Annotated in this window: 14 protein-coding genes; 10 read left to right on the top strand and 4 right to left on the bottom strand. The window is 48.1% G+C overall.

All coding sequences use genetic code 11. The annotated features are described in order from the left end of the window. Nucleotides 1–14: 14 nt before the first annotated feature. On the bottom strand, nucleotides 15–686 hold the full coding sequence (locus tag ACE15A_RS10600; protein WP_053510157.1) for a FadR/GntR family transcriptional regulator: 672 nt from the start codon (nucleotides 684–686) through the stop codon (nucleotides 15–17). Between the two features lie 165 nt (nucleotides 687–851). After that, a complete protein-coding gene (locus tag ACE15A_RS10595; RefSeq protein ID WP_053510158.1) occupies nucleotides 852–1,943 on the bottom strand; it encodes a choloylglycine hydrolase family protein in 1,092 nt (363 codons plus the stop codon). Between the two features lie 427 nt (nucleotides 1,944–2,370). Between ACE15A_RS10595 and ACE15A_RS10590 the strand changes: the two genes are divergently transcribed. Genes ACE15A_RS10590 through hypA form a run of 9 tightly spaced genes read left to right on the top strand, consistent with a single transcriptional unit; the run spans nucleotide 2,371 to nucleotide 9,601 of the window. Beyond that, a complete protein-coding gene (locus tag ACE15A_RS10590; protein ID WP_001194448.1) occupies nucleotides 2,371–3,474 on the top strand; it encodes a hydrogenase small subunit in 1,104 nt (367 codons plus the stop codon). Between the two features lie 2 nt (nucleotides 3,475–3,476). Continuing rightward, nucleotides 3,477–5,279, top strand: a complete 1,803-nt coding sequence (locus tag ACE15A_RS10585; protein ID WP_053530075.1) for a nickel-dependent hydrogenase large subunit — start codon at nucleotides 3,477–3,479, stop codon at nucleotides 5,277–5,279. Then, nucleotides 5,230–5,973: a Ni/Fe-hydrogenase, b-type cytochrome subunit gene (cybH, locus tag ACE15A_RS10580; RefSeq protein WP_000924456.1), complete on the top strand. Its 744-nt coding sequence runs from the start codon at nucleotides 5,230–5,232 to the stop codon at nucleotides 5,971–5,973. Before ACE15A_RS10585 ends, cybH begins: the two co-directional genes overlap by 50 nt. 5 nt (nucleotides 5,974–5,978) lie before the next feature. Continuing rightward, nucleotides 5,979–6,587 (top strand): HyaD/HybD family hydrogenase maturation endopeptidase, encoded by a 609-nt coding sequence (locus ACE15A_RS10575; protein WP_053510162.1) that lies wholly within the window; start codon nucleotides 5,979–5,981, stop codon nucleotides 6,585–6,587. Next, on the top strand, nucleotides 6,587–6,886 hold the full coding sequence (gene hypC / locus ACE15A_RS10570) for a HypC/HybG/HupF family hydrogenase formation chaperone (protein WP_023247507.1): 300 nt from the start codon (nucleotides 6,587–6,589) through the stop codon (nucleotides 6,884–6,886). The genes ACE15A_RS10575 and hypC overlap by 1 nt, the downstream gene beginning before the upstream one ends. Further along, nucleotides 6,883–7,293 carry a hydrogenase-1 operon protein HyaE2 gene (locus ACE15A_RS10565; RefSeq protein WP_023247506.1) on the top strand — a complete coding sequence of 137 codons (411 nt, stop codon included), beginning with the start codon at nucleotides 6,883–6,885 and terminating at the stop codon, nucleotides 7,291–7,293. Before hypC ends, ACE15A_RS10565 begins: the two co-directional genes overlap by 4 nt. A 17-nt stretch (nucleotides 7,294–7,310) precedes the next feature. Next, a complete protein-coding gene (locus ACE15A_RS10560; protein ID WP_053510164.1) occupies nucleotides 7,311–8,372 on the top strand; it encodes a hydrogenase expression/formation C-terminal domain-containing protein in 1,062 nt (353 codons plus the stop codon). Then, nucleotides 8,360–9,247: an ATP/GTP-binding protein gene (locus ACE15A_RS10555; RefSeq protein WP_053530073.1), complete on the top strand. Its 888-nt coding sequence runs from the start codon at nucleotides 8,360–8,362 to the stop codon at nucleotides 9,245–9,247. Before ACE15A_RS10560 ends, ACE15A_RS10555 begins: the two co-directional genes overlap by 13 nt. Before the next feature lie 12 nt (nucleotides 9,248–9,259). Then, nucleotides 9,260–9,601, top strand: coding sequence for a hydrogenase maturation nickel metallochaperone HypA (gene hypA, locus ACE15A_RS10550; protein WP_053510168.1), 342 nt, complete (start codon nucleotides 9,260–9,262; stop codon nucleotides 9,599–9,601). A gap of 129 nt (nucleotides 9,602–9,730) precedes the next feature. Here hypA and ompC read toward each other — a convergent pair whose 3' ends face one another. Continuing rightward, nucleotides 9,731–10,849, bottom strand: coding sequence for a porin OmpC (gene ompC / locus ACE15A_RS10545; RefSeq protein WP_023247502.1), 1,119 nt, complete (start codon nucleotides 10,847–10,849; stop codon nucleotides 9,731–9,733). A 720-nt stretch (nucleotides 10,850–11,569) separates the two neighbouring features. Between ompC and ACE15A_RS10540 the strand changes: the two genes are divergently transcribed. After that, nucleotides 11,570–12,097, top strand: a complete 528-nt coding sequence (locus ACE15A_RS10540; RefSeq protein ID WP_023247501.1) for a DUF4440 domain-containing protein — start codon at nucleotides 11,570–11,572, stop codon at nucleotides 12,095–12,097. A gap of 55 nt (nucleotides 12,098–12,152) precedes the next feature. Here the strand turns inward: ACE15A_RS10540 and ACE15A_RS10535 are convergent, their stop codons facing one another. Next, the gene (locus ACE15A_RS10535) at nucleotides 12,153–13,067 is read right to left on the bottom strand and encodes a bestrophin family protein (protein ID WP_023247500.1); all 915 of its coding nucleotides are present in this window, start codon (nucleotides 13,065–13,067) and stop codon (nucleotides 12,153–12,155) included. Nucleotides 13,068–13,318 lie beyond the last annotated feature (251 nt).

Here is a 13,318-nt window from a genome sequence, read left to right as displayed (position 1 = left end):
ATTCACCGACAAATTTAGCCGCCAACAATCTCTCTCACATAGCGTAAATGTTCCAGAGATTCCTGATAGGCGCTGTCAACATCAGACTGGCGCATCGCTTCCACTATCGCTTTATGTTGTTTGTTGAGATTAAGTAAAACATTTCTGTCTCCAGACCGCTCATCAAGCCCGGCATAAGGGATATTAATCCGCTGTTCCCATAACATACGGGACATATCGAACAAGACCCGGTTACGGCTGGCTTCAGAGATCGCCAGATGAAACTCTTTATCCAGCGAGTAAAAGCCGTGGACGTTATTATCGTTAATGGCTTGCTCCATACGATGATAAATCATCTCTATTTGGCTGATGACGTCATCGTTATCGTTTTGCGCTGCTAAGCGCGCGCAATGGCTATCAACCAACTCGCGAGTAGAGAGGATCTCTTCGATGGTATAGTCGCTGGAAGAGTGTTTTTTATCTGAAACGATAACTCCATTCCCAGACTGGATCACGATCCATCCGGAGATCTCCAGTACAATCAGGGCTTCTCGCAAGGAAGCGCGGCTAACGCCAAGCTGTTTTGCCAGTTCGCGTTCTGGCGGTAAAAAACTTCCCGGTGGAAAAATATTATCATTGATCAGCTTAATGATGAGGTTGGCTATCTTCTGATAGAGCCTCTCCTGCCTGACCTCAGGTATAACCATGCGCCCTCCAATCCATATCCAGGGGATTTTGAATGGATTTAGCATACCACCCCGGCGCTGATGATCGTGATAATTAATTACCTCGCACGGCAAAGAGAAGCAACCATCGGTAGTCTCGTATTCCCTTCGCTGAGACTACCGAGGAACCTTACCAGGACGAACGATTTATCCTTTAACGTTGATTTTCTCGAACACGGGCGCAGTCGCATTCTTAAACTGAGAAAGAGACCAGGTTTTATAGTTGATATCATTGTATCCGCGCACCATCATATCGCCGTGCGTTAAGTCAGATAGCGTCGTCCAGACCGTATATTCTGAGACCGGTTTGCGGGTGGCGTTGCCTTCCCCTTCACTCCCCATATAATCAACCGTAATATTTTTCGGACGATCGAAACGGCTCATAATATGCGCAAGGGTATTCATTGCATCGTGGGCGGATGTCGCCTGCGGCGCATATGTGGTGTAATAAACGCCGCGTATAAAGCGGGAAACCGAAGTATCGGATGACGGCAAGTCTGCAATAGCGATCCCGCTGTCAGGTTGCATAACTTTTATCCCGCCCAATGTGCCTGAAGAGCGGTCCACATTGGTTAACTGCGTATAATTATTCAGATTTGTAAGATGCCAGGGAAATGCAGGACCATTTGTCATTACGCGAGTGGGATTGTCATAGACATGAAATTCGCCATTTTCCACTTCAACGACAATGCTTCCCCCTTTCTTGTCATAAAACGCATAATGAAATGGCGATTTCAGATCGCCAAACCGATGCAGTTCCGGTGACCAGAATTTGCCCTCTTTTATCGCCTGTTTTACCTCGCCGACGGTAGCAAAACGGGCCAGCACCCATTCTCCCAGTGAGGTGACAGGAATTGCCTGTTTATATTCACTCGTGGGCAATGGCGGCAATTGCGCATCCATGATCATGTTTTCACTAAATGACAATCCCGCGCTGTTCATGCCTTCAAGTATGTCCCTGCTATCACCATCAGTGATGGTGGACGTAATGGCCAGTATTGGATACTTCGCCTGATAACTTACTCCCTGGCTGCCATCCGGCGTTTTTTTAACAAACTGCGTTCCCGCTGGATAATATGTTAACCATGATGGTAAATCCTGCATATATTCCAGCGTGCGTCCATGAAAAATATCGCCTTGTTTATCCTGAATGGCAAGGGTTGTGCAGGCCTGTGAAGCCAGGGCGTATGAAAACAGCGCCGGAGCGATAAATAACATTGCTTTACTTTTTTTCATCATGCTCTCCTTGTTTGTAAAATAGATTGGATGAATATATTAAATTAAACCTATCAATGGTTATTCGGTACGTAATTTATTGTGATCTTATTTTACAAAAAATAAATTTAACTGACGGATTGAGGAAGAGTTAAACACAGCGAACTGGCTCGAAAACGGGTTATCCATGCGACTATATTTAAATATTTCCATCGCGTTATAAATAAAAAACGAGGTTTTTTATTGACATTAAGATATACCATCACAACGTTATATCTACTCTACATCGGCAATAACATTAAATTAATTTATGTTTTTGAGGCATGGTAGTAGCACACATGTAATCAGTTGTTACGAATTAGAAACATAATTGCTACTAAATCAAGTTGAGAAAGACAAGATATGCAACATATTATGCCCACACTAACTATAGTGGTTTGGGATAAACGTTATGCAAACACAAGATACATTCTATCAAGTTATGCGTAGACACGGCGTGACAAGGCGTAGCTTCCTCAAGTTTTGCAGCCTTACCGCAACGTCTTTAGGCCTGAGTAGTTCGATGATTCCTCAGATAGCTTACGCCCTGGAGAATAAACCCCGTACGCCAGTGATATGGCTGCATGGTCTTGAATGTACCTGTTGTACCGAGTCTTTCATTCGCTCTGCGCACCCACTGGCAAAAGATGCCATTCTGTCGCTCATTTCCCTGGATTATGACGACACCATTATGGCCGCCGCGGGGCAACAGGCCGAGCAGGCGTTGGCGGATGTGATGCGTGAATACAAAGGAAATTATATCGTTGCCGTGGAAGGTAACGCGCCGCTGAATGAAGATGGGATGTTTTGCATACTGGCGGGCGAGCCGTTCCTGGAAAAGTTAAAACGCGTCAGCGCGGATGCTAAAGCTATTATCGCCTGGGGGTCCTGCGCGTCATGGGGCTGCGTGCAGGCAGCCCGTCCAAACCCAACTAAAGCTACGCCGGTTCACAAATTAATTACCGATAAACCCATTATTAAAGTGCCTGGCTGCCCGCCTATACCTGAAGTGATGTCCGCCGTTATCACCTATATGCTGGCATTTGATCGTATCCCTCCCCTTGATCGTCTTGGACGACCCAAAATGTTTTATGGTCAGCGGATTCATGACAAATGCTATCGACGCGCGCATTTCGATGCCGGTCAGTTTGTGGAAGCGTGGGATGACGAAGGCGCCAGAAAAGGGTATTGCCTGTACAAGATGGGCTGTAAAGGCCCAACTACCTATAACGCCTGTTCAACCGTTCGCTGGAATGATGGCGTTTCTTTTCCTATCCAGTCGGGTCATGGATGCCTCGGATGTTCGGAAGATGGATTCTGGGATTATGGATCGTTTTACAGCCGGGCAACGGGCATTCCGCAAACCGGTATTGAGGCTACCGCCGATAAAATCGGTCTGGGCGTTGCCGGCGTCGCGGGCGCTGCCGCCATCGCTCACGCCACGGTCAGCGCCATAAAACACGCCCGTAATAAAAACAACACGTCATCAGAAAACGCTCCGGAAGAGAAAAAATAATTATGTCATATCCTTATCAGACTCAAGGTTTTACGCTGGACAATAGCGGACGACGAATTGTGGTCGATCCGGTTACTCGCATCGAAGGACATATGCGCTGCGAAGTGAATATCGACAGTAATAATATCATTACTAATGCCGTGTCGACCGGCACCATGTGGCGCGGCCTTGAGGTTATCCTGAAAGGCCGCGATCCGCGAGACGCCTGGGCATTCGTTGAACGCATTTGCGGCGTCTGCACCGGTACACACGCTCTGACCTCAATCCGTGCCGTAGAAAATGCGCTGGGAATCGCGATTCCAGACAACGCAAACTGTATCCGTAATATGATGCAGGCTACGCTACACGTTCACGATCACCTGGTGCATTTTTATCATCTGCACGCGCTGGACTGGGTCGATGTGGTTGCCGCCCTGAAAGCCGACCCGCATCAGACCTCCGCCATCGCGCAAAGCCTTTCCGCATGGCCGCTGTCCTCGCCGGGATATTTCCGCGATTTACAAAATCGTCTGAAACGGTTTATCGAGTCCGGTCAACTTGGCCCTTTCCGTAACGGCTACTGGGGACATCCGGCTATGAAACTTCCACCGGAAGCCAATTTGCTGGCGGTCGCCCACTATCTTGAAGCGCTCGATTTTCAAAAAGAGATCGTAAAAATTCACACCGTTTTCGGTGGTAAAAACCCGCATCCTAACTGGCTGGTGGGCGGCGTTCCTTGCGCTATCAACCTTGATGAAACGGGCGCGGTCGGCGCAGTGAATATGGAACGTCTGAATCTTGTCAGTTCCATCATCAAAAAAGCTCGCCAGTTCTGCGAACAGGTCTATCTTCCGGACGTCTTGCTGATTGCCAGTTATTACAAAGACTGGGCAAAAATCGGCGGCGGGTTATCGAGCATGAATCTGCTGGCTTATGGCGAGTTTCCGGATAACCCTAACGATTATTCCGCCAGTAATCTCCTGCTTCCGCGTGGGGCTATCATTAATGGTCGTTTCGACGAAATTCATCCTGTCGATTTAACCGCCCCCGATGAAATTCAGGAGTTTGTCACTCACTCCTGGTATACCTATGGTAACGGCAATAATGATAAGGGCCTACATCCGTGGGATGGTCTGACCGAACCGCAACTGGTCATGGGCGAACACTATAAAGGCACAAAAACCTTTATCGAACAAGTGGATGAGTCCGCTAAATATTCATGGATAAAATCGCCGCGCTGGAAGGGACATGCTATGGAGGTAGGTCCGCTGGCGCGTTATCTGATTGGATATCATCAAAATAAACCGGAATTTAAAGAACCCGTAGATCAACTGCTTAGTGTATTAAAGCTGCCTAAAGAGGCGCTCTTTTCTACATTAGGGCGTACTGCCGCGCGTGCGCTGGAATCCGTATGGGCAGGCAATACACTGCAATATTTCTTCGATCGCCTGATGCGTAACCTCAAGTCCGGCGATACGGCGACGGCAAACGTCACGCTCTGGGAACCCGATACCTGGCCTACATCTGCAAAAGGCGTTGGTTTCAGCGAGGCTCCGCGCGGCGCGCTGGGCCACTGGATAAAAATTGAAAATCAGAAAATCGACAGCTATCAGTGTGTGGTACCGACGACCTGGAATGCCGGACCACGTGACGATAAAGGTCAAATTGGCGCGTACGAAGCGGCGTTAATGGGAACTAAACTCGCCGTTCCCGATCAACCATTGGAGATTTTACGTACTCTGCACAGCTTCGATCCCTGCCTGGCCTGCTCCACCCATGTTATTGATAATCATGGAGGGGAGCTGGTCAGGGTTCAGGTACGATGACGACGATTCGGAGGTCTCAATGCATCTCAAAGAAATAACCAGCCAGGGGTACTATATCTATGAAGCGCCGGTACGTTTATGGCACTGGATCACGGCGTTATCCATTGTCGTTCTGGCTGTTACAGGATATTTCATTGGCCGCCCCCTGCCATCGATTCAAGGTGAAGCGACCTTTATGTTTTGGATGGGCTGGATACGACTGATCCATTTTACCACGGCGTATATTTTTACTGTCGCTCTGCTGTTTCGTATTTACTGGGCATGTGTCGGCAATGAGTACGCCAGAGAGATGTTTCTGGTTCCGTTCTGGCGCCGTGCCTGGCGCAAAGGCGTTATCAGCGAAATCCGCTGGTATTTTTTCCTCGAAAAAGAGGCCCATCGTTACTATGGACATAATCCGGTGGCGGGACTGGCGGTAATGTTCTATTTCTGGATGTCCGTACTGATGGTGTGTAGCGGCTTTGCGCTCTATGGCGAAGGGCTTGGAACGGACAGTTGGGCGTATCAATGGTTTGGCTGGATGATTCGCTTGACTGGCAACGATAGCCTCGCGCTGCATTTCTGGCACCGGCTGGGCATGTGGTTCATTATTGCATTCGTCATTGCGCATGTTTATACCGCTATCCGCGAAGACATTATGAGCCGACAAAGCGTGATTTCCGTCATGATAAGCGGCTGGCGCTGGTTCAGGTGATAACAATGGCAGAAGTAACAATCTTAGGGCTTGGCAACCTGCTTTGGGCAGATGAAGGGTTCGGCGTCAGAGCGGCGGAAAAGCTGTTTGAACAGTATGCCGATAACGAGAAAGTTGACGTTGTTGATGGCGGTACGCAGGGGCTGGCGCTGCTTCCCTGGCTACAACAGACCGAAAAACTGTTAATCATGGATGCTATCGATTTTGGTATGGCGCCAGGTTCGCTGGCGATGTTTCGTGATGAACAGGTTCCCGCCTATCTGACGGCGAAAAAACTCAGTTTACATCAGACCAGTTTTTCTGAAGTGCTGGCATTGCTGCAATTAACCGGCTGCCCATTAGCGGAGATTGTTCTGATCGGCGTGCAGCCGGAATGTCTGGATGACTATGGCGGAAGTCTCACGCCGCAGGTAAAGGCGCAACTGATGCCCACGGTCTATCTCGCACAGCAAGTGCTGGCGCAATGGGGTATCACCGCCTCTTCAGCGGCCTTGACCACTGAAAGACTCAATCATTATAGCCTGTGTATGGAACGCTACGAAGATGAACGGCCAGATGCGCAAAGCGCTTGCCGGGTCGGTGATATTCGGGTGCTACAAAGAGAGAAATCATAATGTGTATTGGCGCTCCTGTGCAGGTTATTTCACCAGGTCAGTGGTTCGCCAAATGCCGCGACCGACACGGCGATCTTATCGACGTTGATATTCGGCTTGTAGCTCCCCCATTAGCTGGCGCATGGCTGCTGACATTTGGCGGCGCAGCACGACGGGAAATGGACGAAGCGGAAGCCATTGAGGTACTGGCAGCGCTGGACTCGCTGGAACAGGCCATGCGCACGCAAAGCGATCCGCTGGCCGGTTTTGCCGATTTATTATCTCGCACGCCTGAATTACCGGAGCATTTGAAAAAATGACTATCTCACCCCAAAAACCTGTTTGTCCTCTGGCGAACAAAGGCTTTCTGATTACCGATGCGCAAACGCTCCCGTCGTTGATTAATGCGCATCCGACTCTTCTGGTTTTGCTGCAAAGCGACCCAAACAAACACCCGGAAGTCGCCGACAGTTGGGTTATTATCCCGGAGATCCTCAAGCAATTTCCGGCGACGTCTTATACCGCGGCATTTGCGGATAGCGAACAGAGTGAACTGATCGCCCGGGAGTATCGCATTCTGAAATATCCGGCACTGCTTTTCTTTCGCCAGCACCGTTTTGTCGGCAGTCTGGCGGGATTATATAGCTGGCAAGAATACTCTCAGCGGGTGGCCGCATTGCTGACCACACCGGGCTATCGTCAGGATATTCCCGTTATCACGCAATAGAATGAAAGGTAACACACGTGAATCATTCCAGAACTATTCCAGTCGTTAATATTGCCGGACCAGGCTCGCAGCCAGAAGAGGAAGACTTTAACTTTCTTCCTATCCCCGCCGGCATTAATCTCCCGCTGACGCCGGTTTTACCGGAACAGGCGCTGCCCGCTGAGCTTCATGTAGCCAGACACGTCCTGACTACGCTTATTGGCGATATGGATACCCCAGTGGCAAGACTCTCATTTCCCCTGATCTATAAGCTGAATGCTTCTGAGCAACAGAATAGCGGTTTGTTGGATCAATTGCTCGGCGAAGGTGAAATATCCGCCCGGGTGCTGTTACCCGATGGAAAAGAACAGCGTATTCAGGAGACGGTTTTTACGGGCGTCTGGCGTATACGTGAATTTAACGCTGACCAGCAACGGGTTGCCGATGAAATTATCATTGGCCCGATCCCTGAGAGCATCTGGCGGACGCATCCGCAACCGCCGATTACGCCAGAATTGCCGCCGCAACCGACGGGATTGATGAATGGAGCCTTTATCGCGCATGAAATAGCCGAACGCGTAAAACAGCCGGTAAAAGAACCGCATATCATTAACTTAACGCTATTACCAGTAAACGATGCCGATCGCGAGTATCTGGATCATTTTTTAGGCGAAGGCTGTAGCGCTATTTTTTCACGCGGATATGGTAAATGCCGGATTGTAAGCACACATTTTCCCGGCGTATGGCGGGTCAATTATTTCAATGATATGAATACGTTACTGCAAGATATGATTGAGATAGCGGATATTCCTGATATCGCCGTCGCAGGTATAGACGATATTGAAGATGCCTGCGCGGGGCTGAAAAATACGCTGGAATGGTTGAAAGAATACCCTGTTACAGAAAATGAGCCAGTGGTGCGCATGGAGTGCAAAGTATGTTGGTGGGTTTACGATCCTGAACTGGGCGATGATGTCTGGCAAATCCCACCTGGCGTGCCCTTCAACCAATTACCTGATTACTGGTGCTGTCCGGTTTGCGAAACCAGTAAATCCGGGTTTATGGTGATCGATGAAGGTAATAATTCGTGCAAAGATTGACCGTCTATTCTCACCCGCTACGGATTATCTGGCAGGAGCCGCCGATCGGTCGTTTGTTACAGGGCGCAACGCCGGTATACGCGAAAACGCTTATTTCACGTTTGTTTACGTTGTGCGCTCAGGCGCACAGCGCGGCGGCGGCTTTACTGCTGTTTCCTGAAGAGGAGCCAGATATGCAGGCCGCACAACAAGAGCTGGCGCGAGAAACGCTCCGGCGCGCGTTGACCGACTGGCTCCCCCTATTTAGCCACCGACAGGCAACCGTTGAAGAATGGGCGTTGTTACGTCGCGGAGACTTATCCCCGCTGGCGAGCACAATCTTTTTCGACGATGATCCTCATATCTGGCTTGCCGCTGGCGTACAGGGCTGGGAAGCATGGTTTTTGCAAGAGCGTTCTGAAGCCGCCCGCTGGCTGGCGGCATTACAGAATATTATTACACCTACACTACCGATGGCGTCGTCCCCGGACCATACGTTAATAACCCATGCTCCCCTGGATGTCTCGCCTCTGGCTATCGAATATCCGCTGCTGTCAGCCTGTTGCCTTAGCGGAAAACCGATTGCGCTACGTCTGCTGGCCCGCTGCATTACGCTCGCCCGAAGTTTGAGCGCCCTTCCCACCCTGCGCTGGAATCGTTTTGATGATGGCGAGTGGAAAATAGCGGTAGTGGAAACCGCGCGAGGATGGTTAGTTCATCAGGCCAGACTGACGACGTCAGGCAATATTCTTGATTACCGTATTATTTCGCCTACCACTCGTCACGCCCAATCTGACGGAGTCATTGCTCGCGAACTGTCTGCTATTCCTGTCTCATTGTGGTCGCGACAATTACAGGTTATTGATCCTTGTGTCGCCGTAAATATTGTTGAATAAAGGACCTGGCCCATGCATGAATTAGCCCTGGCGCAAAATATTATCGAATTGCTGGAGGAACAGGCAGTAAATCACCAGTTCAGCAAGGTAAAGCAAGTCTGGCTGGAGATTGGCGTCATGGCCTGTGTTGAAGTGCCGGCGCTGCATTTTGGCCTGGGTATCGCCGCTCGTCATACTCTTGCGGAGAATGCGCGTTTCCACATTACTATCGCACCGGCGCAAGGTTGGTGTCTGTCCTGTAATCAACCCTTCACCTCGCAAACATCTACACTCTGTTGTCCCTTTTGTCATTCAGGTAAGGTGCAGATAGATGACAGTAGCAGAATGCGTATTCGGGAAATCGAAGTCGAATAGCCAATAAAAAAGGACGCCAGAAGCGTCCTGAAATAATAAAAGAATAAATTAACAATAATAAAGGTTAAGCAGTGACACAGTTTTGGGGAAAGGAGGATATCCCTAAACTGTCTTAATCAGCAAGTTTTATCAGAACTCGTAGACTAAGCCGAGCGCCACGGTGTTGTCTGTATTAGGATTCGATGGGTTGCCATCTTTTAGCAGATTGATTTTATAGTCAACATACGCGGACATATTTTTATTGAAGTAGTAATAGGAACCCACATCAATATATTTCACAAGGTCGAACGATCCGAGACCATTAACATCGTTGGCTCTGGATTGCAGGAACGCCAGTGATGGGCGTAAGCCATTATCAAATTGATATTGCCCTACCATTTCCCAGTTATCTGTTTTATGTGCAAAACCGCCCAATGTATCGCCCATATAGGTCATATCATAAGTACGGGTATAGTTTGCCGCCAGATAAATATTATTGGCATCATACTTCACACCACCAGTCCAGGCTTCAGCGCGGTCGCCATTATCGTATTTATCTTGCGTAATCTGATCAAGCGTGCGTTTGGAACTGGTATAGGCTGCCCCCAGGCTCACCCCCATGCCCAGATCATATGTCGCTGATGCCCCGAAACCATCGCCATTCTGGTACGCGATACTTTTTCTGGCATTATTGCTTAAAGGATCGCCTTCTTTCGACAGGCCGTCATTTTTACCCTGATACTGCAACGCAATATTCAGACCATCAACCAGACCAAAGAAATCATTATTGCGATAAGTCAGAACGCCATTCGCGCGTCCGGTCATAAAATTATCGGAAGCTTCATACGAATCATTACCAAATTCAGGCAGTACGTCAGTCCATGAACCAATGTCGTATAACACGCCATAGTTACGACCATAATCAACAGACCCCATATCGGCAAATGCCAAACCAGCAAAACCGAGACGCGTCCAGCTTTGCGGGGAACCGCTGGAGTCACCATCTTCCGGACGATTGGCGTTGACCTGATACTCCCACTGTCCAAAACCGGTTAGCTGATCGGTAATTTGGGTCTCACCTTTAATACCCATACGGATATAAGATTGATCACCATCCGTACTATGATTACTGGAAAAATAATGCAGGCCGTCGACCTTGCCATACAAATCCAGTTTGTTGCCATCCTTGTTATAGATTTCTGCTGCGTTGGCGGCTCCAGCCATCATTACGGCTGCGGCTACCGCAGATAACACCACTACTTTTTTCATTTTATATGCCTTATTTGTCTTATTTTTGGACTTTCCGCAAAACCTGCTCGCGGAACTGTCCAGGACAATATCACTAACAATTACCGTGCGTTAAGTTTCAAAGTGTAATATTAGCTTGCTATTCATTAGTGATAGTAAAATGCAAGTTAAGCATCACTACATTAATCGGTGCACTATTTTCTGCTGTAATAACAATGGGTTTGCCAGTAGAGAGCGGGCTTAACGTCCGGGATGGCGAGGCCAGAATGGCGCTGAGCAATCTGCTGACGTTGGTTAAGGTGGAGTCACTATCAGGAGAATTCCACCCTTAGTTTTCTATATAATTTGTTACGTTTACATTTATTTTTAAATTAGCGTTATAAAAAATACCGTACTACTGAAATAGCACTTCATCGCTTTGTATATTTTTACCATAGTTAATTATCACATAGCGCAAACGGTCATTTGTGTATCACTATTCATAAGATGAACTGTTTACCGGCGGTAATAAACACAAAAACAAATCAAGGGACAGCAACAATACTGAAACTCTAAATTTTCATATTTTGAGTCATGCCGTTACAAACAAATACGATATTCTTAATTGCGTCATTCCCTTTTCGGGGTAATTCTGTAGAAGAATATTTTTTATTGTTCGTGAGCAATGTCCCCTTTAGCACAAATGTGAACGTAACAGGAAAAATAAAGCGACTTAAAAACAGACTTTATGGGCTAAATATTATGCAAAAAACGTCACTATTTTTCCCAGCCGCCGCGATAACGTTAACTCTAATGGCGTCATCGGCATCGGCGGCAACGCCAACCGCCGCGCAAAATGAAGCTACGTCGGCCGTTAAACAACAAATTACAGAAGGCATTAACCGTTATCTTTATTCAATAGATAAGGCAGATCCAACGTTGGGTAAGCAGCTTTTTTATGTTTCACCGGAAACCAGTTTTATTCATCCACGCGGCCACGAACGCGGATGGCCCCAGATCGCTGAAAATTTTTATGGTACCACTATGGGTAAAACGTTCAGCAAACGCACGTTAAAACTGGACGCTCCCCCTACTATTCATGTGTATGGCAATGCCGCCGTTGCAGAATTCGACTGGCATTTTACCGCGGTACGCCGTGATAATGGACAAACTCAACATACGACAGGCCGCGAAAGCCAGGTGTGGGCGAAGATACCAAACATAGGATGGCGAATCGTTCATATCCACTACTCTGGTCCGGCCAAAACCGGCGTTGGAGAAGGCTATTAAGCTTTGCTCTTCAGGTTATGGCGCAGATGAACATTCTGCGCCAGTTAAGACGAGCTCAGGTCAGTTGATAGCGCTTATCCGGTATCCGTTTTGCCGGAATATCCCTTTCATCATTCATTTGCAGTAAATCGATTTCTATCGCATTGCATATCGCATCCAGCGGTAAATCATTATTTTCAGTACCGAACGGATCTTCCAGCTCTTCCGCTAACGCATCCAGCGCGATAAACGTATAAGAAATAAGCACCGAAATAAAGGGCGTCATATAGTGCAGATCAACCACCAGTGCAAATGGCAACATAATGCAGAAAAGATAAACCGTACGATGCAAAATTAACGTATAGGCAAAAGGCACCGGTGTGTTGGCGATGCGCTCACAGCCGGCCAACACTGACGACATATCATTTAATCGGTTGTTGAGACTATGAAATAAGATATCGGAAAGTTTTCCGCTGCGGCGACGAATTGCCAGCCACTCTCCCATCAGCAATAAGATACGGTTAGCGGGCGAATGGGAAGCGACAACTTTCTGTAACGCGTCCTGGTCAAGATAGTTCCCCAGAACTTGCGTTTGAGGCTGTCGACGCAATGTCATACGCAAACAGTGGGCAAAAGCGATTTGTAAACGAACAAAACCCTCCATACCACGTTCATCAGGCAAGGTTGTTTTCACCTCTCGCAGTATTGAGCGTGAAGCGATCATCAACTGCCCCCACAAATGTCGGGCTTCGACATAACGCGCATAGCAGGCATTATTGCGAAAACCCAAAAAAATGGCGATAGCAACCCCCAGTATGCTAAACGGCGCAAGGGTAAATTTAATACCCAGCATTGTGTACCAGGGCAGCATGATAATAACGGCGATAGAAAGAAGAAAATTAAGTAGCAGCCGTGAAAAGATTTTAGATAGCACGGAACCATGCCAGACAAATATCAGGCGAATCCAGTGCTGTTGTGGTCTAACGATCATGATTATCTTCAGCAGGTGAAAAGCTCTGTCATTAAACGTGATCCAGATCAAGGTTGCAAGCTTCTGTGATACAGGGATTCTCTGCCCTGTTGAGCATTTATTTGCACGGTGCTGACAGGTATTGAAAAAAACAAATAGTATGTATGTTGTAACTAAAAATACTCTTCAGCGCATGAGAAATATGACGGTCAACGGCTTCTATCTGTGGAATATCGCGGTCAATAGGCCCGGCGTCCGCCGGGGCTTTCTGC

It is taken from the genome of Salmonella sp. HY31 (genome assembly GCF_042604575.1).
GTDB classification, from domain to species: domain Bacteria; phylum Pseudomonadota; class Gammaproteobacteria; order Enterobacterales; family Enterobacteriaceae; genus Salmonella; species Salmonella diarizonae.
The sequence above is the reverse complement of the archived record's forward strand: the minus strand, read 5'-3'. Positions and strand labels throughout refer to the sequence as shown.

Bases quoted from the DNA above. Each gene is read 5' to 3' on its own strand.
- ACE15A_RS10600 (WP_053510157.1), bottom strand. From the start codon at position 686: ATGGTTATACCTGAGGTCAGGCAGGAGAGGCTCTATCAGAAGATAGCC.
- ACE15A_RS10595 (WP_053510158.1), bottom strand. From the start codon at position 1,943: ATGATGAAAAAAAGTAAAGCAATGTTATTTATCGCTCCGGCGCTGTTT.
- ACE15A_RS10590 (WP_001194448.1), top strand. From the start codon at position 2,371: ATGCAAACACAAGATACATTCTATCAAGTTATGCGTAGACACGGCGTG.
- ACE15A_RS10585 (WP_053530075.1), top strand. From the start codon at position 3,477: ATGTCATATCCTTATCAGACTCAAGGTTTTACGCTGGACAATAGCGGA.
- cybH (WP_000924456.1), top strand. From the start codon at position 5,230: ATGTTATTGATAATCATGGAGGGGAGCTGGTCAGGGTTCAGGTACGAT.
- ACE15A_RS10575 (WP_053510162.1), top strand. From the start codon at position 5,979: ATGGCAGAAGTAACAATCTTAGGGCTTGGCAACCTGCTTTGGGCAGAT.
- hypC (WP_023247507.1), top strand. From the start codon at position 6,587: ATGTGTATTGGCGCTCCTGTGCAGGTTATTTCACCAGGTCAGTGGTTC.
- ACE15A_RS10565 (WP_023247506.1), top strand. From the start codon at position 6,883: ATGACTATCTCACCCCAAAAACCTGTTTGTCCTCTGGCGAACAAAGGC.
- hypA (WP_053510168.1), top strand. From the start codon at position 9,260: ATGCATGAATTAGCCCTGGCGCAAAATATTATCGAATTGCTGGAGGAA.
- ompC (WP_023247502.1), bottom strand. From the start codon at position 10,849: ATGAAAAAAGTAGTGGTGTTATCTGCGGTAGCCGCAGCCGTAATGATG.
- ACE15A_RS10540 (WP_023247501.1), top strand. From the start codon at position 11,570: ATGCAAAAAACGTCACTATTTTTCCCAGCCGCCGCGATAACGTTAACT.
- ACE15A_RS10535 (WP_023247500.1), bottom strand. From the start codon at position 13,067: ATGATCGTTAGACCACAACAGCACTGGATTCGCCTGATATTTGTCTGG.